16 protein-coding genes and 1 riboswitch are annotated in these 19,037 nt (G+C 59.6%); of the genes, 7 read left to right on the forward strand and 9 right to left on the reverse strand.

The annotated features are described in order from the left end of the window. Entirely contained in the window at positions 1-915 is a 915-nt protein-coding gene (locus tag U5L73_RS11150; protein ID WP_322562414.1) for a LysR family transcriptional regulator, read from the forward strand. Between the two features lie 40 nt (positions 916-955). On the opposite strand, the gene U5L73_RS11155 is transcribed toward U5L73_RS11150, so the two are convergent. From U5L73_RS11155 to U5L73_RS11185, 7 genes are all read right to left on the reverse strand, one after another. Then, positions 956-1,429 (reverse strand): GNAT family N-acetyltransferase, encoded by a 474-nt coding sequence (locus tag U5L73_RS11155; protein WP_322562415.1) that lies wholly within the window; start codon positions 1,427-1,429, stop codon positions 956-958. Further along, a complete protein-coding gene (locus U5L73_RS11160) occupies positions 1,410-2,141 on the reverse strand; it encodes an acyl-CoA thioesterase (protein WP_322562416.1) in 732 nt (243 codons plus the stop codon). The genes U5L73_RS11155 and U5L73_RS11160 overlap by 20 nt, the downstream gene beginning before the upstream one ends. Positions 2,142-2,373: 232 nt before the next feature. After that, a riboswitch (cobalamin riboswitch) is annotated at positions 2,374-2,582 on the reverse strand. Between the two features lie 260 nt (positions 2,583-2,842). Next, positions 2,843-3,382, reverse strand: coding sequence for a peptide deformylase (def, locus tag U5L73_RS11165; RefSeq protein ID WP_322562417.1), 540 nt, complete (start codon positions 3,380-3,382; stop codon positions 2,843-2,845). Next, the gene (gene ligA, locus U5L73_RS11170) at positions 3,379-5,469 is read right to left on the reverse strand and encodes an NAD-dependent DNA ligase LigA (RefSeq protein ID WP_322562418.1); all 2,091 of its coding nucleotides are present in this window, start codon (positions 5,467-5,469) and stop codon (positions 3,379-3,381) included. Before ligA ends, def begins: the two co-directional genes overlap by 4 nt. A gap of 14 nt (positions 5,470-5,483) precedes the next feature. After that, the gene (locus tag U5L73_RS11175) at positions 5,484-6,521 is read right to left on the reverse strand and encodes a cell division protein ZipA C-terminal FtsZ-binding domain-containing protein (RefSeq protein ID WP_322562419.1); all 1,038 of its coding nucleotides are present in this window, start codon (positions 6,519-6,521) and stop codon (positions 5,484-5,486) included. Positions 6,522-6,538: 17 nt separating this feature from the next. After that, positions 6,539-10,054 carry a chromosome segregation protein SMC gene (smc, locus tag U5L73_RS11180; protein ID WP_322562420.1) on the reverse strand — a complete coding sequence of 1,172 codons (3,516 nt, stop codon included), beginning with the start codon at positions 10,052-10,054 and terminating at the stop codon, positions 6,539-6,541. A 120-nt stretch (positions 10,055-10,174) separates the two neighbouring features. Next, positions 10,175-10,546 carry an Hpt domain-containing protein gene (locus tag U5L73_RS11185; protein WP_322562421.1) on the reverse strand — a complete coding sequence of 124 codons (372 nt, stop codon included), beginning with the start codon at positions 10,544-10,546 and terminating at the stop codon, positions 10,175-10,177. Between the two features lie 85 nt (positions 10,547-10,631). Here U5L73_RS11185 and dapC point away from each other — a divergent pair, with 85 nt between their 5' ends. From dapC to U5L73_RS11215, 6 genes are all read left to right on the forward strand, one after another. After that, entirely contained in the window at positions 10,632-11,843 is a 1,212-nt protein-coding gene (gene dapC, locus U5L73_RS11190) for a succinyldiaminopimelate transaminase (protein ID WP_322562422.1), read from the forward strand. Between the two features lie 41 nt (positions 11,844-11,884). Next, positions 11,885-12,709 (forward strand): 2,3,4,5-tetrahydropyridine-2,6-dicarboxylate N-succinyltransferase, encoded by an 825-nt coding sequence (dapD, locus tag U5L73_RS11195; protein ID WP_322562423.1) that lies wholly within the window; start codon positions 11,885-11,887, stop codon positions 12,707-12,709. A gap of 22 nt (positions 12,710-12,731) precedes the next feature. Continuing rightward, positions 12,732-13,901, forward strand: a complete 1,170-nt coding sequence (locus U5L73_RS11200) for a PilT/PilU family type 4a pilus ATPase (protein WP_322562424.1) — start codon at positions 12,732-12,734, stop codon at positions 13,899-13,901. Next, positions 13,901-15,088, forward strand: coding sequence for a succinyl-diaminopimelate desuccinylase (gene dapE / locus U5L73_RS11205; RefSeq protein WP_322562425.1), 1,188 nt, complete (start codon positions 13,901-13,903; stop codon positions 15,086-15,088). The genes U5L73_RS11200 and dapE overlap by 1 nt, the downstream gene beginning before the upstream one ends. Then, entirely contained in the window at positions 15,085-15,987 is a 903-nt protein-coding gene (prmB, locus tag U5L73_RS11210) for a 50S ribosomal protein L3 N(5)-glutamine methyltransferase (RefSeq protein ID WP_322562426.1), read from the forward strand. The genes dapE and prmB overlap by 4 nt, the downstream gene beginning before the upstream one ends. Before the next feature lie 97 nt (positions 15,988-16,084). Beyond that, a complete protein-coding gene (locus U5L73_RS11215) occupies positions 16,085-18,031 on the forward strand; it encodes an ABC-F family ATP-binding cassette domain-containing protein (protein ID WP_322562427.1) in 1,947 nt (648 codons plus the stop codon). A 440-nt stretch (positions 18,032-18,471) separates the two neighbouring features. Here U5L73_RS11215 and U5L73_RS11220 read toward each other — a convergent pair whose 3' ends face one another. Continuing rightward, entirely contained in the window at positions 18,472-18,627 is a 156-nt protein-coding gene (locus tag U5L73_RS11220) for a hypothetical protein (RefSeq protein WP_322562428.1), read from the reverse strand. 4 nt (positions 18,628-18,631) lie between these two features. Continuing rightward, complete coding sequence (locus tag U5L73_RS11225) at positions 18,632-18,844, reverse strand: hypothetical protein (protein ID WP_322562429.1); 213 nt, start codon at positions 18,842-18,844, stop codon at positions 18,632-18,634. Positions 18,845-19,037: the final 193 nt, after the last annotated feature.

Raw genomic sequence — 19,037 nt, forward strand, 5'->3', positions numbered from 1 at the left:
ATGCTGGAGCGCATGCACCTGAACATCGTTCAGCAGGTTGAGAAACAAGGTTCTTTGACGGCAGCCGCAGGCGTGCTGAATCTGACCCAATCGGCCCTGAGCCACAGCATGAAAAAGCTGGAGCAGCAACTGGGTACCGACGTCTGGTTGCGCGAGGGGCGAAGCCTGCGCCTGACGCAGGCTGGCCAGTACCTGCTGGCGGTGGCAAACCGGGTGCTGCCGCAACTGGGCCTGGCCGAAGAGCGCCTGGGCCAATTCGCGCAGGGCGAGCGCGGTGCGTTGCGCATCGGCATGGAATGCCACCCTTGCTACCAGTGGTTGCTGAAAGTGGTGTCGCCGTATCTGGCCGCATGGCCCGACGTGGATGTGGACGTCAAGCAGAAGTTCCAGTTTGGCGGGATCGGTGCGCTCTTCGGCTATGAGATCGACCTGCTGGTCACGCCCGACCCGCTGTTCAAGCCGGGGCTGAAGTTCGTGCCTGTTTTCGACTACGAGCAGGTGCTGGTCGTGGCCAAGGGCCATGCCCTGGCAACGGCTGCCTATGTGAAGCCCCAGCAGCTGACCCAGGAAGTGCTCATCAGCTACCCCGTAGACATTGAGCGCCTGGACATCTACAACCAGTTCTTGTTGCCCGCCGGTGTCACGCCCAAGCGCCACAAAGCGATTGAGACCACCGACATCATGGTGCAGATGGTGGCCAGCGGCCGCGGTGTGGCCGCACTGCCGCGCTGGCTGGTGGAGGAATACGCGGCCAGGATGGACGTGATGCCTGTGCGGTTGGGCGCACGCGGCATCGCCAAGCAGATCTTTCTAGGGGCGCGTGAGTCGGAAACCGGCATCGACTATGTGCGGGCTTTTATTGAACTGGCCCGCCAGCCTGCTGCTATGACCATAGCGCAAGGCGCCAAAGGGTGAATGCCGCTATCGAGCGGAAACAAGCGCTCCCGGGATTGCGTCAATTAATGTGCGCTGGCAATTCCAGCCACACACGGGGCGCTTCTTCTTGCAGGCGCACGTTCCAACCCAAGGCCTTTGCCATGCGCAAGATAGCAGGGTGACCGTTTTCACACACCAGCGTCGCCAGGTTGGCATCCGTACGTGTTTCCACAACGTATTTCAATAGGGAAGTCGCCACGCCCAGGCGTCTAGCCTTGGGATGCACCGTCAAGGCCAATTCATTGACCCCAGGATATGAAGTTGGCGTGAGCTGCAATGCACCCAGCAGTCCGATGTCGGCAGCCGACCACGCGCCCCACCACCGTGACTGTTTCCAGTCCATGCCCTGCACCCACGCCAACACGGCGTCATCGCACAAGGTACGCCCGAACCTGGCATAGCGATCGTCCTTTTCCAGCGTCATCAGATGCAGTTGCAGCGCATGGCGGTGCCCGACATCCAGAGTGCCGATTTCAGTGATCAACGGATACATAGACCAGACTCGAAGAAGTGCACAAACGGCGTGCGCCGGTGACGGGAGACTCCGACCACATGTCCGCCTGCACGGTGATGGATCGGTTGCCAACGCGCGTAACGTGGGCTATTACCTCAACCACCTCACCGACGTGGGCCGGGGCCACAAAATCCATGCGTTCGCTGCTGGCCATCACCACCGTGCGGCGCATATGGCGGGTTGCGGCGACAAACCCCGCCTTGGCCAGCCAAGCCATGGCGGGGCCACCATGCAGAATTCCCCGATGATTGGCATGGCCCGGAAAGACGATTTCTGCCAATCGAACCACAGTTCGATCCGATATTTCCTGCAGGAAACCACCCGCATCCGCAGCTGTTGGTGCAAGGGCTGATGAAGTCTCCTCGGGCGCCTGTTGGCGGACCATCACAAAGTCACCCGACAGACAGCGTGTGCGCTCACCGGTCAGCAAAGCCTCGGCGACCAGCTCAGTTTTCAGGGTCACCGACCTGCGCCCGCGGTGCACCACCTCCGCATTGCACTCGATCAGATGGCCTGCGGGCGCCGGCGCCGCGAAGTCCAGGCGGCTGACGGCGGCGGTCACCACCGTTCCGCGCAGCACCTTGCTGCCCATGATGAAAGCCAGGCGATCCAGCGCAGCCAAGGCGGCGCCACCGAACAGGGTTCCATGGTGGTTGGACTGGTCCGGCCAGACCATGTCAACCACAGACATCCGGGAAGGTTCTGTGCCAGAAACCGGGGGGACCGGTATCGCCGGGATATCCGGTGCATGTGTTTCAGCCAAGTCAGACATTCATCCTCCAAAAATAATGGAGGCGGAGCGCGGCCAGAAATCGTTTATGCAATAGGCCGCCCCCTGGTTGGAGCCATAGGACGGAGACAGCACCGGCGAGCCCGTCTGCCATGAGAAAAAACGACACTCGCACAGGGACACCCCGCCCTTACATAGGTCACTTCCTCAGGGCAGGTCTCCTGGCTCTCGGGTCGTCGTTTGCATGTCGGCCTTCCCAGCGCGAAGCCAGTGGCGTGGTGGACATGAAACTTGCCGATCACAGTTGCGGGGGCAGCCACAGCACGGGTTGAAACTCAACCGTTCTGTCGTTCCCTTTTCATTCTTGCCGTTCAGCAAGAAACCGCGAGGACCTGTCAGTCTAGCACTGCGCTTCCAGCGCGTGGGCTCCTTGCGGAGCAGCGGACTTCAACGCTTCATCAACGAAGCCAAATGTGAAATGGGAGGCGAGCTTGCAAGGTTGCGTCGCACTCTCCCAGTCCTGCACGGCCAACACGCGGGGATCCAAGATCGGTCACTCGCGAATGCCCGCTTCTGGCCCAATGCGGGTACAGAACGAGGTGCGTGAAAACGGTGGCCAGCTATCGATTGGAACGGGTGGCGTTGTTAACTGGAATACGCACTTAGTCGTCTTCGGCCGCCTCAATCCCCGGAAACAAGACTTCGGTGAACCCGAACTGGGACAAGTCGCGCATACGCATCGGGTACAGCTTGCCCCACAAATGGTCGCACTCGTGCTGTACCACGCGCGCGTGGAAGCCCTCTACCGTGCGGTCGATGGCGTCGCCGTAATGGTCAAAACCGGTGTAGCGGATATGGGTCCAACGTGGCACCTGGCCCCGCAGGCCGGGTACCGACAAGCAGCCCTCCCAGTCGCTTTCTTCGGCCTCACCTATCGGGATGATCACCGGATTGCACAACACCGTAGGTGGCACCACCGGCCGGTCCGGGTAGCGCGGGTTGCGATCGTTGCTGCCAAAAATCACCACTTGCAGGTCGACCCCGATTTGCGGGGCAGCCAAACCGGCGCCATTCGCAGCCCGCATGGTGTCCAGCAGGTCGGTAACCAAAAGGTGCAGCCCATCGCTGTCGAAGGCAGTGACCGGCTGCGCGGTGCGCAGCAAGCGGGCATCGCCCATTTTGAGAATGTCGCGGACTGTCATTTCAGCAACTCCAATAAACCGGCTTCATTCAGCACCGCCAGGCCCAGCTCGCGGGCTTTGTCCAGCTTGCCTCCGGCCTCAGACCCTGCTACGACGTAGCTGGTTTTTTTGCTGACCGAGCCACTAACCTTGCCACCAGCGGCCTCGATCAGGTCTTTGGCCGCATCGCGCCCGAGGGTCGGCAGCGTTCCGGTTAGCACCAGTGTCATGCCCGCCAAAGGCTTGGGGCCGGCGTCAGCCGGTGCGCCCTCAGGCCAAGTCACGCCGCAGGCGCGTAGTTGCTCGACCACCTCACGGTTGTGGGGCTGCTCAAAGAAGGTGCGAATACTTTTGGCCACGATCGGCCCTACGTCGGACACCCCAAGCAAGACATCTTCCGTCGCGTCCATCACGGCATCCAGAGTGCCAAAATGCCGCGCCAACTCTTTGGCAGTGGCTTCGCCCACATGGCGTATGCCCAGCCCGAACAAAAAGCGAGGCAAGGTAGTGCGCTTGGATTTCTCCAGCGCATCCATGATGTTGAGGGCCGACCGGTCGGCCATCCGGTCCAGGCTGGCCAGCGCGTTCAGGCCGAGCCGGTAGAGGTCGGGCAAATTACGGATGACGTTTGCATTTACCAGCTGCTCGACCAGCTTGTCACCCAAGCCTTCGACTTCCACCGCGCGGCGCTGGGCGAAATGCAGGATGGCCTGCTTGCGTTGGGCGCTGCAAAACAGACCACCGGTACAGCGGTAGTCCGCTTCGCCCTCTTCCCGCACGGCCGCTGATTGGCACACCGGGCAGCTATGCGGCATGGTGAACTGCGTGGCATCAGCCACCCGCTTTTCGGCTACTACCGAGACCACTTCGGGAATGACATCGCCGGCCCGTCGAACAATGACGGTGTCGCCCACCCGCACATCTTTGCGGCGGGCCTCGTCCTCGTTGTGCAGGGTGGCATTGGTAACGGTCACCCCGCCCACAAATACCGGGGCCAGCTTGGCAACCGGCGTGAGCTTGCCGGTGCGGCCAACCTGCACATCGATCGCCAGCACCGTAGTGAGCTGTTCTTGGGCCGGGTATTTGTGCGCGACCGCCCAGCGGGGCTCCCGGGTCACAAAACCCAGGCGTTGCTGGAGCGCGAGGCTGTTGACCTTGTAGACCACACCGTCAATGTCAAACGGCAAGGTATCGCGCCGCGCACCGATGTGCTGGTGATATGCTATCAATTCAGTAGCGCCTCGCGCAATATCCACCTCGGCTGCGACCGGAAAACCCCATGATTTGAGGGTTTGGAGCATGGCGAAATGGGTGCCGAACTGCGGGCCGCCTGCGGTAGCGGGTGTGACTTCACCAAGCCCGTAGGCGAAAAAGCTCAAGGGGCGCTGCGCTGCAATGCCCGGGTCGAGTTGCCGCACCGCGCCGGCAGCGGCGTTGCGTGGGTTCACAAAGGTCTTTTCCCCTTTTTCGCCGGCCGTAATCCGGTTGCGCTGGCGCTCATTCAGGGTCTCAAAGTCATCGCGGCGCATGTACACCTCACCACGCACTTCCAGCACCGGCGGCACACCCTCGGGCAGGCGCAAGGGGATCTGGCCGATGGTGCGGATGTTTTGGGTTACGTCTTCGCCGTATTCGCCATCACCACGGGTGGTTGCTTGCACCAATACACCCTGGTGGTAACGCAGGTTCATGGCCAAGCCGTCGAACTTGAGCTCTGCCACATATTCCACCGCGGCATCCGAATCGCTGAGCTCCAGCTCCTTGCGCACCCGGGCATCAAAGGCCAGGGCGCCGGTCGATTCGGTGTCGGTTTCGGTCCGGATGCTGAGCATGGGCACCGCGTGTCGCACGCTGGTGAAGGCATCGAGGGGTTTGCCTCCTACCCGTTGCGTCGGGGAGTCAGTGCTGGCCCATTCCGGGTGGGCTGCTTCCAAAGTTTGGAGCTCCCGAAACAGCCGGTCGTATTCCGCATCCGGCACCGTGGGGGCGTCGAGGACGTAATACGCATGGCCATGGGCGTGCAGTTGCTCGCGCAGGGCCAAGAGGCGTTGGTGGGCAGCGGTATCCGGCTGTGCCGGCTCTAGTGAAAACAAGTCCAGCGTAGCCATAAAGAAGAAAAAACTTAGCTGAAAAGGCGGCGCGCAATCGGCGAGCCGGCGGCAATATCGCGCTGCTCCAGCGTGTCATAAAGCACCTGCAGGTCGGCGGCGATCATGTCCATGGTTTGGGGCGCCAATGGTTGACCGTGGTCGTCGGTGACCACGCCTTCCATGGCCTGCGCCAAGGCATTGGCGGTTTCCCGCATCCGGACAAACGGCTGCTCGCCACGATCCACCTGCGCCACATCAAGGTGCAAGGAGAGCTCGCGGATCGCACTTTGGGCCGGGTCGTCTGCAAGCGCGGCTTGCGAATCGAAACCCAGCACCAACACCGGTGGCAAGCCCTCGGCCGTTGCCGGAAGCACCATGCGGCCGGGTATTGCACCGGCCACAAAGCCAAGGCGTGCGGCATTTTGATGGATATAGCCGGGGCTCCAGGACGCATTGCGGGCGCGGATGGTGAAGCCGAGCTGAGCGTCGTGCGCGCTGGCAAAGTGGTCGAGCTCGCGGGCGCGGGCCACTTCGTCGATCATTTCAGGGAACTCAGGCGTGGCGTTGATCGCATCGGCAAAGGCTTGGGTCTTAACCACATATTCGGAATACTCAATGTCGTTGAGCGCGCCAGAGCGGTTCGCCAGCTGTACACCTGCTTGAAAGCCCCCGTAGCGCTGCCCAGCGGCGGGCACTTCCCAGACCTGGGTGTTCAGGTTGAAGCCCTCCACCGAGAAAGGCTTGGTGCCCGCACGCCGGGTGGCGGGCATGGCGGCCAAAGCGGCGTCGCCAGAGACTGCCGGTGTTGCCGGGTCCAAGGCGATGGTGGCAATCACATCGATCAGGGAGTCCATGGCGGGCCGCGCCGGTGGCCGGGGCAGGTGGAAGGCGGGGGTATCCGCGTCTACCTCGGTCAGACCCGGCTCCATGGCCGAGGTGTCGTCTATCGGCTCTTGGGGTGGCTGGGCCTGGCGGGGCGCACTGCGGCGCGAGGACCAGGCACCGTGGGCCACGACTCCGGCCAACACGATGCCACCTGCGATGGCCAAACCGATTTGTAAGTTGCTCATAGTGATGTAGTGACCGTTCAGGCAAGCTCAGCAAGGTGCACTGCAGACTCCATGTCCACTGCGACGATGCGCGAGACGCCTTGCTCCTGCATCGTGACGCCGATGAGTTGCTCTGCCATTTCCATGGCGATTTTGTTGTGACTGATAAACAGGAATTGGGTTCCCTTGCTCATGGCGGAGACCAGCTTGGCGTAACGCTCGGTGTTGGCGTCATCCAGCGGCGCGTCCACCTCGTCGAGCAAACAAAAAGGTGCGGGGTTGAGTTGGAAGATCGCAAATACCAGCGCGATCGCAGTCAATGCTTTTTCACCGCCCGACAGCAAGTGAATCGTCTGGTTTTTCTTGCCAGGCGGCTGGGCGATCACCTGCACACCGGAGTCCAGAATTTCATCACCGGTAATGACGAGGCGCGCATTACCACCGCCGAAGAGCTCAGGGAACATGCGGCCGAAATGAGCGTTCACCTGGTCAAAGGTGCCTGACAAGAGTTCGCGGGTTTCTGCGTCGATCTTGCGGATCGCGTCTTCCAGGGTGTTCATGGCCTGGGTCAAATCGACGTTTTGCATATCGAGGAACTGCTTGCGCTCGCGGGCCGCAGCCAATTCCTCCAGCGCTGCCAGGTTCACGGCACCCAGCGCTGTGATTTCGCGATTTAGGCGGTCGATGTCGCCTTGCATGCCAAATAGCCGCACATTGCCATCTTTGATGCTCTGCTCGATTGCGACGAGATCGGCTTGCGCGTCGGCAAGTTGGTTCTCGTATTGCTCAAAGCCCAAGCGCGCTGCTTGCTCCTTGAGCTGGAATTCGGTGATGCGCTGGCGCAAAGGGTCGAGTTCACGTTCAAGTTGCAAGCGGCGCTCGTCACTGGCGCGCAGCTTGGCGGTCAGGTCGTCATATTCGCTGCGCTTGGCACCGAGGGCCTGCTCCCGTTCTAGCTTCAACGCCAGGGCGTTTTGCAGCCCTGCTTGCGCAGCGGCGTCGGTCAGACGATTCAGCTCATCCTGCGCCCGCTGCTCTTCGGCCTGAATGCTCTGGTTTTGCTGGATGGCGGTTTCAATGGCGCGCGCGAGTTCGGCATTGCGGGCTTGCAAACTGCGCTGGGCAAACACTGCTTCTTGCGCCTGTCGCTCGAGGCTGCGCTGTTGTTCGCGGCACTGGTTTAACTTGCCTTGGAGCTCGATGACCCGCTCGTCCAGTTGGGCGTGGCGCTCCTGGCTATCGGCCAGCTGCATGTCCAAGGACTCAAAGCGGGCCTCTGCCTCGACACGGCGCTCTTGTAAATCGTCGAGCTGGGCTTCCACCTCGGCCATGTCTGCTGCGATTTGCGCACTGCGGGCACGGGTTTGCTCCAACATCTGGGACAGGCGGAGTGTCTCCACTTGCAGCTCGTGCGCACGACTCTGGGTTTCCGCGGCCTCGCGGCGGGCACTCACCAAGCGCTGGGCGCTCTCGGCATAGGCGCTCTCGGCGCGGCTCAGTGCGACCCGGGATTCATCGGCGATCAGCACCTGGGCGCGGACTTCCTTTTCGAGGTTTTCAATCTCTTGCGCGCGCGCCAACAAGCCTGCCTGCTCCGAGTCTTGGGCGTAGAAGCTCACGCTATGGGCGGTAACCACATGGCCCGATTTGACAAAGATGCTCTCGCCGGCAGCCAATTGCTCACGCTGGCCCAGCGCTTCTTCAAAACTGCTGGCGGTGTAACAGCCGTGCAGCCAGTCGGTGAGCACCGCTTTTTGGCCCGCGTCGTGCACGCGCAGCAAGTCAGACAAGCGCGGCAAACGGCCTGAGGGCTCGAAGACCTGCGCCGAAGGCGGGCTGTAAAACGCGAGTTTGGCGGGGGGGCCTTCATGGGCAAAGGCTTTGAGCATGTCAAGGCGGGACACCTCCAGCCCGCCTAGTCTCTCGCGCAGCGCACCTTCGAGCGCGTTTTCCCAGCCTTGTTCGATATGGATGCGGCTCCACAGTCCCTGCAAATGGTCGAGGCCGTGTTTGGCCAACCAAGGCTGCAACTTGCCGTCCGTCTTGACTTTTTCTTGCAGGGCTTTGAGGGCCTCGAGCCGGGCGGACAGGTCGGATTGGCGCGAAGACTCGGCGTTGACCCGGCTTTGCTGTTCTTTGCGGGCTTCGTCCAACTGGGGCACCGCTTCTTGCAACTCTTGCAGGCGGGCATCCGCAATTTGATGGCTTTCCTGCGCCACTTCCAACTGCTCTTGAAGACCCTGCAAGCGAGATTCGTCCGGGGCAGACAGCGCGTTGCGGTCGGTGGAAAGCCGGTCACGGCGGCTACCCAGCTGGCGGCTTTGCTCTTCGATGCCACGCTGCTCCGCAGCCAAGACCTGGATCTGTTGTTGCACTTGAGTGACCGCGCCGCGCTGGTCGTTGGCGGCGCCTTGGGCTTCGGCCAGTGCCTCCTCCACATCGGGTAGCTGTTGCGCCTGTTCTTCGACCTGGGCGGCTAGCAACTCGGTCTGCTCTTCTCCCATAGCGGCCAGCTCGGCCAAACGCTCCATTTCGTTCTGGGCGTCGTCTTTGCGGGTAGCCCACTGGGCGATTTGCTCTTTCAACGTGATCAGGCGCTGCTCCACCCGCTGACGCCCTTCCACCACAAAGCGGATTTCGGCCTCCAGGCGACCGACATCGGTGCTGGCCTCGTACAGCAAGCCTTGGGCTTGGTTAACCTGATCGCCCGCTGCGTAATGCGCTTGGCGCACGGTTTCCAGATCAGCTTCAATATGGCGCAGATCGGCCATACGCGCTTCGAGCGCATTCACTGCGGCAAGCCCCTCGGTTTGCACTTTGGCTTTGTCGGCCAAGGCCTCAGCCCGCTTCAAAAACCACTGCTGATGCTGCTTCAGGGTGACCTCGGCCTGCAAGGCGTTGTACTTTTGCGCGACCTCGGCCTGCTTTTCGAGACGGTCTAGGTTGCTCCCCAGTTCGCGCAAGATGTCTTCGACCCGGGTCAGGTTTTCGCGGGTATCAGACAGGCGATTTTCAGTTTCGCGACGTCGTTCTTTGTATTTGGAGACCCCGGCTGCCTCCTCAAGGAATAGGCGCAGCTCTTCGGGTTTGGATTCAATAATCCGGCTGATCGTGCCCTGGCCGATGATGGCGTAGGCGCGCGGCCCCAAGCCGGTGCCAAGAAACACGTCCTGCACATCGCGGCGGCGCACCGGCTGGTTATTAATGAAATAGCTGCTGGTGCCGTCGCGGGTCAACACCCGTTTGACTGCAATTTCACCAAACTGGCCCCACTGTCCGCCGGCGCGGTGATCGGCATTGTCAAACACCAATTCCACGCTGGATCGACTGGCAGGTTTGCGGGTCGTGGTGCCATTGAAGATCACGTCCTGCATCGACTCGCCGCGCAACTCACTGGCTTTGCTTTCACCGAGCACCCATCGCACCGCATCCATGATGTTGGATTTGCCGCAGCCATTCGGCCCCACCACCCCGACCAGTTGCCCAGGCAGCAGGAAGTTCGTGGGTTCAGCAAATGACTTGAAGCCCGAGAGCTTGATGGAATTGAGTCGCACGGTGGAGCTTGATTGACGCTAAGTATTTGATTTTATTGAGCTTTGCCGATCTCACACCGACACAGCCGAGCCGCGGATGATACCGCGCGGTGCCCTCAACACCCGAAAGCAGCAGGCGGCCTAAGCAGCAAGGCCGAGGTATTGGGCGACTTCGGCCTTTAAACGGAGCAGTTCAGGCGCCAACTCTGCGTAAGCGGCAGACACCGCGGCAACGTCTCCCTTTTTGCTCATGAGCTCGACCTCGGACACCCTGCCATACAGCTCGGTGGTGCAAAAAATCGGAATAAAGCCCTTCAAGGGGTGTAGCAAGTGGTTGGCGCCTTTGATATCACCCCGGGCCAACAGCTCGGTGATGGCAGGTACATCGTTAGTCAGGGACTCGAGCACCATGGGCAGCATCTCTCGCAACGCGCCTTCATCACCAATTTGCTCCATGGCACCCGCAACATTCAGGTAGCGTGGGGCATCACCGTGGGATGGGATTGCTGACATGGCTCACTCCTCAAATTCAAAGCTGGGCTCACCCGATGGCCAGCAGCCCCTGAGTTTAACGATGACTCAGGGATAATGCCGCCCCATGAATCCGAATTTGTCCCGCCTGCAGGCCTACCCCTTTGAACGCCTGCGCCAGCTCTTTGCCGCAGTCACGCCTAACGCGGCCTTCAGCCCGATCAGCCTGGGCATCGGCGAGCCCCGCCACCCGACGCCACAACTGATCAAGGACGCTTATTGCCACGCCATCCAGTCCGGCGAAAGCGGGCTCGCTGCCTACCCCGCGACGGCTGGTGACCCTAAGCTCCGTCAATCCATGGTCAACTGGATTCAGCGCCGCTATGGGCTCGCGCTCAACCCGGCCACCCAGGTGCTGCCGGTTAATGGATCACGGGAGGCCTTGTTCGCTTTTGCCCAGGTGGTCATCAATCCGTCGGCTACCGATGGCACGGTGCAAGTGGTGTGCCCCAACCCTTTCTACCAAATCTACGAAGGTGCGGCGCTGTTGAGTGGTGCGCAGCCTTACTTTGTGCCGTCCGTCGCCGATCGCAATTTCGCCCAGGACTGGGACAGTGTGCCTGCCTCCATCTGGAAAAACACCCAACTGATGTTTGTATGCTCCCCCGGTAACCCTGCGGGCGCCGTGATGCCGCTCTCCGAGTGGGAGAAGCTGTTTGCCCTGAGTGATCAATACGGGTTTGTGATTGCTTCGGACGAGTGCTACAGCGAGATCTATTTCCGGCATGAGGCGCCTCTGGGCGGTCTTGAAGCCGCAGCACGCTTGGGACGCACCGACTTTAACAATCTGGTGTCGTTCACCAGCCTGTCCAAGCGCAGCAACGTTCCCGGCATGCGAAGCGGCTTCTGCGCGGGCGATGCGCACTGGATTCAAAAATTCTTGCTCTACCGCACTTACCATGGCAGCGCGATGAGTCCGGTGGTGCAGGCGGCCAGCATTGCCGCGTGGGACGACGAGGCCCACGTCATTGATAACCGGGCCAAGTACCGAACCAAGTTCGCAGAGGTCACCCCACTTCTGGCCGAGGTCATGGATGTGGCTTTGCCAGATGCCGGCTTTTATTTGTGGGCGGATGTCAAAGGCAGCGACACCGAGTTCGCCCGCGACTTGCTCGCTCAATACAATGTGACCGTGTTGCCGGGTAGCTACCTGGCACGTGAAGCCCACGGTTTCAACCCGGGCGCAGGCCGTATCCGCATGGCGCTAGTGGCAGAGACCGCAGAGTGTGTCGAGGCTTCGCAACGCATCGTGCAATTTGTGAAAAACCGGGCAGCTTGAGTACAGCGCAGCCCCCTCCCCCTTTAACTCCTGAAAACACCATGACACAACAACTCCAAACCGTGATCGAAGCTGCGTGGGAAGACCGCGCGAATATTTCTGTGGCCTCCGCGCCTGCTGAAGTCCGCGATGCCGTGGAACATGTCCTGAATGAACTCGATGCAGGTCGCCTGCGTGTTGCCACCCGTGAGGGCGTGGGTCAATGGACGACCCACCAGTGGATCAAAAAGGCGGTGTTGTTGAGCTTCCGCCTCAAAGACAACGAAATCGTCCAATCCGGCGACCTCGGCTTCTATGACAAGGTGCCTACCAAATTTGCCGGCATGAGCGCTGAAGCCTTGAAGGCGACCGGTGTGCGCGTGGTGCCGCCGGCGGTTGCACGTCGCGGAAGTTTCCAGGGCAAAGGAGTGATCCTGATGCCGTCGTATTGCAACATCGGCTCTTATGTGGATGAGGGCACCATGGTCGATACATGGGCCACGGTGGGCTCTTGTGCTCAGATCGGTAAAAACGTGCACTTGTCCGGTGGTGTCGGCATTGGTGGCGTTTTGGAACCGATGCAGGCGGGCCCGACCATCATTGAGGACAACTGCTTCGTAGGCGCGCGCTCCGAGGTGGTCGAAGGCGTGATCGTCGAGGAAAACTCGGTGATCTCGATGGGCGTGTACATCGGGCAAAGCACTCCGATTTATGACCGCGCCACAGACACTGTGAGCTATGGCCGCGTGCCTGCCGGCTCGGTGGTGGTGAGCGGCAACCTGCCCAAGGGTGACGGCAAATACAGCATGTATGCAGCGATCATTGTGAAAAAGGTCGATGCCAAAACACGCTCCACGACCAGCTTGAACGATCTGTTGCGCGACTAAGCGCATCCCACGGAAGGCAACTATGGCCACGACTGGCACCGCGCAACCCGTTGGCACGATGGAGCGCATCCTGCGCCTGATGAGTGAGAAGAAGGCGTCCGACGTCTACCTCTCGGCCCATGCGCCCGCGCTCATCAAAATCAACGGGCAATGTGTCCCGATCAATAGCCAGACCTTGCCTTCTGATGCGCCTAAAAACCTGCTGGCGGAAGTGCTGCAACCCCAGCAGATCGCTGAGTTGGAGCGAACCGGCGAACTCAACATCGGTTTCCCGATTCCCGGAGTGGGCCGGTTCCGCGTAAGTGCCATGCGCCAGCGCGGCACGATTGCGGCGGTTATCCGCTACATCAGCGTGGATGTGCCCCCGCTGCACAGCCTGCAACTGCCGCCGGTGTTGGCCGACTTGATCATGGAAAAGCGGGGCTTGTTGCTGATGGTCGGTGCAACCGGTGCCGGCAAGAGCACCACCCTCGCATCGATGCTGGACCACCGCAATGAAAATGTGTCAGGCCATATTCTGACGATTGAAGACCCGGTGGAGTTTTTGTTCCGGAACAAGAAGTCTGTGGTCAACCAGCGGGAAGTTGGAACCGATACCGAGTCTCTGCAAGTTGCCCTGAAAAATGCGCTGCGCCAGGCGCCGGACGTCATTCTGATCGGAGAAATCCGTGACCAGGAAACTATGTCAGCCGCGATTGCTTACGCGCAGTCGGGCCACCTGTGCCTGGCTACGATGCACGCCAACAACAGCTACCAAGCGCTGAACCGTATTTTGAGCTTCTACCCGGTAGAGGTTCGCCCCACGATGTTGGGTGATCTGGCCACAGCCTTGCGCGTGATTGTGTCGCAGCGCTTGATGCGCACGACCTCGGGACTGCGTGCCCCCGCTGCAGAGGTATTGCTCAACACCAAGCTGGTGGCCGAAATGATTGAAAAAGGCGACTTCTCGGCGGTGCGCGAAGCGATGGAGCAGTCGATGGCAGAGGGCTCTCAAACCTTCGAGGCGGACATTGCGCGCTTGATCCGAGACGGCGTGGTGGATCGCAAAGAAGGCTTGGCCCATGCGGACTCGCCCACCAACCTGATGTGGCGTTTGCAAAACGACTTCACTAAGGCCGCGCAGAGCGCCGCCTTGCCGGAGGAAGACGATGAAGCGTCTTTCACCGAAATTACCCTGGATGTAAAACACTGATGACGAGAACCCTGCAGCTCACCGAGCAACTGATATCCATGGCGTCGGTGACGCCTTCCGACGGTGGCTGCCAGGCCTTGATCGCTGAGCGACTGCGCCCATTGGGCTTTGTGTGTGAAACCGTAGAGAGCGGCCCCGATGACTTCCGGGTCATCAATTTATGGGCAAAACGACCTGCAGGCCCCGCAAGTAATGCGCAGGCAGCTAACAAACTTATAGCAAAGACGCTGGTTTTTGCCGGGCACACGGACGTGGTGCCCACCGGGCCGCAAGCCCAATGGGACAGCCCCGCCTTTGTGCCCAGCCACCGCGACGGCAAGTTGTTCGGCCGTGGCGCGAGTGACATGAAAACCTCGCTGGCAGCCTTTGTGGTGTCGATTGAAGAGTTTTTGGCGGAACACCCTGCCCCCGACCTCAACATCGCGTTGCTGTTAACTAGCGACGAAGAAGGACCTGCACTCGACGGCACCGTGGTGATGTGCCAGTTGCTGCAAGCGCGCGGCGAGGTGCTGGACTATTGCATCGTGGGTGAACCCACCTCGGTCGAGCGCACCGGTGACATGATCAAAAATGGGCGCCGTGGGACCATGAGCGGCAAGCTCACTGTCAAGGGGGTGCAAGGTCATATTGCCTACCCGCATTTGGCAAAAAACCCCATCCATTTGGCAGCCCCTGCCCTTGCCGAATTGGTAGGCATTGAATGGGACAAGGGCAATGACTACTTCCCGGCCACGACTTGGCAGGTGAGCAACATTCACGGCGGAACTGGCGCGAGCAACGTCATCCCGGGTCATGTGGTGATTGACTTCAATTTCCGTTTTTCGACTGAATCCACGCCGGAGAGCTTGCAAAAGCGATTGGCCAGCGTGTTGGCCAAGCACGAGCTTGACTACGACCTCGTCTGGACCATAGGCGGCCTTCCATTCTTGACGACACCCGGCCCGCTGGTGGATGCGGTGCGAGATGCCATCCGGTCGGAAACCGGTATCGAGACCCAACTCTCCACCACCGGCGGCACCAGTGACGGGCGGTTCATTGCCCAAGTGTGCGCCCAAGTCGTCGAAGTCGGCCCACCAAACGCCACCATCCACAAAATCAATGAGCATGTGAAGGTGGCAGATATCGAGCCGCTTAAAAACATTTATCGCCGTGTGCTCGAAAACCTGAACAAGGCGGGTGCGGCATGAACTTGTTGGAACTGGTTGCGGAATCCAAGCAGCGACTTGAGGAAGCCGGCGTGTCTTTTGGGCACGGCACCACCAATGCGGCAGACGAAGCAGCATGGCTGGTGTTGCATGCTCTGAACCTGCAGCTTGATACCCCGCTCGGCCCCGATGATGAAGCATCAAAACGGTCGGTAGCCCCCGAAGAATATGCGCAAGCCGCTACGCTTTTAGGAGCGCGCATCAACACGCGCAAGCCTGCTGCCTACCTGACCCGTGAGGCGTGGTTGCAGGGTGTGCCGTTTTACGTCGACGAGCGCGTAATTGTTCCGCGCTCGCTGATTGCAGAGCTGCTGGTGGACGGCGGTATCGACTACTGGCTCTTGGAGAGCACCCACAAAGTGCTGGATTTGTGCACCGGCAATGGCAGCCTAGGTATTCTGGCTGCGATGGTGTACCCCGATGTGGTGGTGGCTGCCGCCGACATTTCTGCAGATGCCTTGGCGGTAGCACGTATCAACGTTGACAAACACGCGATGCAGGAGCGCATCACGCTGGTGCAGTCCGACGGTTTGAACGCGGTACACGACACGTTTGACCTGATTCTGTGCAACCCACCGTATGTCAATGCCCAAAGTATGGCTGCGCTGCCTGCCGAATACAAAGCCGAGCCCTTTATTGCCCTGGACGGTAACCAAGCCAGTGGTAGCGGGGATGGCATGGACTTTGTCCGCACTCTTTTGAGTAGCGTGTGTTCGAAGATGACTGAGGATGGGGTCCTGGTACTGGAAATCGGTAACGAACGGGAGTTTTTTGAAGCGGCTTTCCCGGATCTTGAAGTCGTCTGGCTCGAAACAAGCGCAGGTGAAGACCAGGTGCTACTGGTGACCTATGACGCTTTGCAGCGCTTGCAGACACACTGAATTTTTTCTCTGAATTGATCAGCTCCGTGTCGGGGCTGATAAACCATTGCCCGCCACAAGCGGGGCAACTATCTGCGGCTCGCGCCGCATTCACATCATGATTACTCTTAAAAATGTCACCTTGCGCCGCAGCGCCAAGGTGTTGCTCGAAGGCGCCTCCGTCGCCCTGAATCCGGGCGAAAAAGTCGGCCTGGTTGGCCGCAATGGGGCGGGTAAGTCAAGCCTGTTTGCGCTGCTCAATGGCAACCTGCATGAGGATGCTGGCGAGTACTACATTCCTGCCCAGTGGCGCATGGGTCAGGTTGCGCAGGACATGCCTGAAACCGAACAAGGTGCCACTGACTTTGTGATCGAGGGTGATACACAACTGGGGGCTGCACGTGCTGAGGTGACGGCTGCTGAGGCAACCGATGATTACGAGCGCATGGCAAATGCCTACACCGCGCTCCACGATGCGGGTGAGTACGATGCAGCAGCCCGCGCACAAGCACTGATTTTGGGCCTCGGGTTCAAAACGACCGAACTCGACAAGCCGGTGAACAGCTTCTCAGGTGGCTGGCGGATGCGTCTGCAGTTGGCACGCGCACTGATGTGCCCGAGTGACTTGCTACTGCTCGACGAGCCAACCAACCACTTGGATTTGGATGCCTTGGTATGGCTGGAAGCATGGCTCAAAAAGTACGAAGGCACCATGGTCGTCATCAGCCACGATCGGGAGTTTCTGGACGCGGTGACCAATGTCACGCTGCACATCGACATGGGCAAGCTGGTGCGCTACGGCGGCAACTACAGCAAGTTTGAGGATATGCGCGCCGAACAAATGGAACTGCAGCAAAACGCCTTCTCCAAACAGCAGGACAAGATTGCCCACCTGCAGAAGTTCATTGCCCGTTTCAAGGCCAAGGCCAGCAAAGCCAAGCAGGCCCAGAGCCGTGTTAAGGCCCTGGATCGGATGGAGAAAATCGCGCCCTTGCTTTCGGAGGCGGACTTCAGTTTTGAGTTCAAAGAGCCGGCGAACCTACCTAACCCCATGCTGTCCATGCAGGGGGTGAATTTTGGCTACCCGCCCCCTGAAGATGCGCCCAAAGGCACGCCCCCGACGGTGATCGTGCACAACGTCAGCAAATCGGTGCTCGCGGGCCAACGTATCGGTATCTTGGGCGCAAACGGCCAGGGCAAGTCGACCCTGGTAAAAACGGTTGCGCGGGACCTTAAAACCCTTGGCGGTGAGGTCACTGAAGGCAAAGGCCTGAATATTGGTTACTTTGCGCAACAAGAGCTGGATGTGTTGCGGCCCGATGAGACGCCGCTGGAACACATGATCCGCTTGGTCAAAGATATGACGGCCGCTGGAAAAATTTCTGGCCAACAAACCCGTGAACAGGATCTGCGCAGCTTTCTTGGCACCTTCAATTTCAGCGGCGACATGGTGAAACAGTCGGTCGGTAGCATGAGCGGCGGGGAAAAAGCGCGTTTGGTCCTGTGCATGATTGTTTGGCAGCGCCCCAACCTCTTACTGTTGGATGAGCCAACCAACCACTTGGATCTAGCGACTCGTGAAGCGCTTGCTATGGCGCTGAATGAATTTGAAGGCACTGTGATGCTGGTCAGCCACGACCGTGCGCTGCTTCGGTCGGTTTGCGATGAGTTTTGGATGGTGTCGCGCGGTGGCGTGGAGCCTTTCGACGGCGATTTGGACGATTACCAACGCTATTTGCTGGACGAAGCCAAGCGCCAGCGCGAGCTTGCCAAAGAAGAAGCTAAGGCAGGAGCTATTGCCCCCTCACCTGCCAGCCCTGCCCTGCCCGTGGCTCCCGCCGGCCCCAGCGCAGATAGCATCAAGAAATGGAAGAAAGAGTTGGCGCAGGTGGAAGCCCAAATGGCGACCCTTAATACCGAAGGGGCCGAATTGGAGGCCAAGCTGTCTACCAACCCACACCCTTCCGTGATTGCTGAGGCTGGTAAACGCTTGAAAGCAGTCAATGCCGAACTTCAAACCCTCGAAGAGCATTGGTTGGAGCTGACAACGCAACTCGAAGCGTAAAGGCTTCTGTACGCGGGAGAGGCCTGAACGCCTTCTCCCGTGCGTTGCCTACGCTCACGCATGACAATTCGCAGACGTAAAAAACCCGCCATTTCGCAATGACGGGTTTTGATCCACTTGTACCGTGGTGGGAACTGAGAGATTCGAACTCTCGACCTACGGATTAAGAGTCCCGTGCCGAAACGCCCTCGTAGACCGCATGAATACGAGGATTTCAGTCTCACTTTGTCCAACAAAACCCACGAATCTAGCAACGGTAACACGCGGGTTTGCCGAGGGTTTTAGTCTCCGAACTACTGAATATTGGACAAATTTCCGCGTAGACAGCTGAACCGCAGGGCCTGTATGCTTCGACAGTGTTTTGCACCATCTACCCACTCAAGAAAAACGGCCAGCGCTTGCCTGATTCCGATGTCAAGAAATCGGGAATTCAAGGTGATTTACGCCTGACTCAGAAGCGCCCCAACGGTATGCCGGCCGTTGAAGCCAATGTGCTCGATGAAGCTGGGGCGCAGCTTAGGACGCTCACTCAAGCCGAAGTTCGCCAGGTTGATGAATGCGGGATGCTCATTCGTGGCTACGAAAAAGAGCTCCATACACTCATTCCGCAGGTTTGGTGGTGTGTAGTTGAGCAGTCATCCGCTTGACGATACCTATACAGCGCTCTACCACCGCTGCTTTCGCCGGGTAGCCCTGATCTCTCAGCTTTTGGCGATACGCTGCCAAGGCTTCCAACAATTGCTTCTCGTCAATCATGGTTGGGGAGTCTCGTACACTTTGGTTTTCAACAATCGACTCAGGGGAATCCGGCATGCGGGTAGTCTCTATTTTTTGTATCGTACTGATGGCACTGGGTGGATGCGCCGCAAAGATTACATCTAGCAGTGAGCGCACCGTGATGGTCAATGCTGGTTCAATGGACGGCGCTGGGGCTCAGGCCCTAGCGGATACCGAGTGCAAGAAGAACGGGCGATTTGCCCGCCTTCTTACAAAGCCCACCGGTGAC

It is taken from the genome of Rhodoferax sp. (assembly GCF_034520025.1).
GTDB lineage: Bacteria > Pseudomonadota > Gammaproteobacteria > Burkholderiales > Burkholderiaceae_C > Allorhodoferax.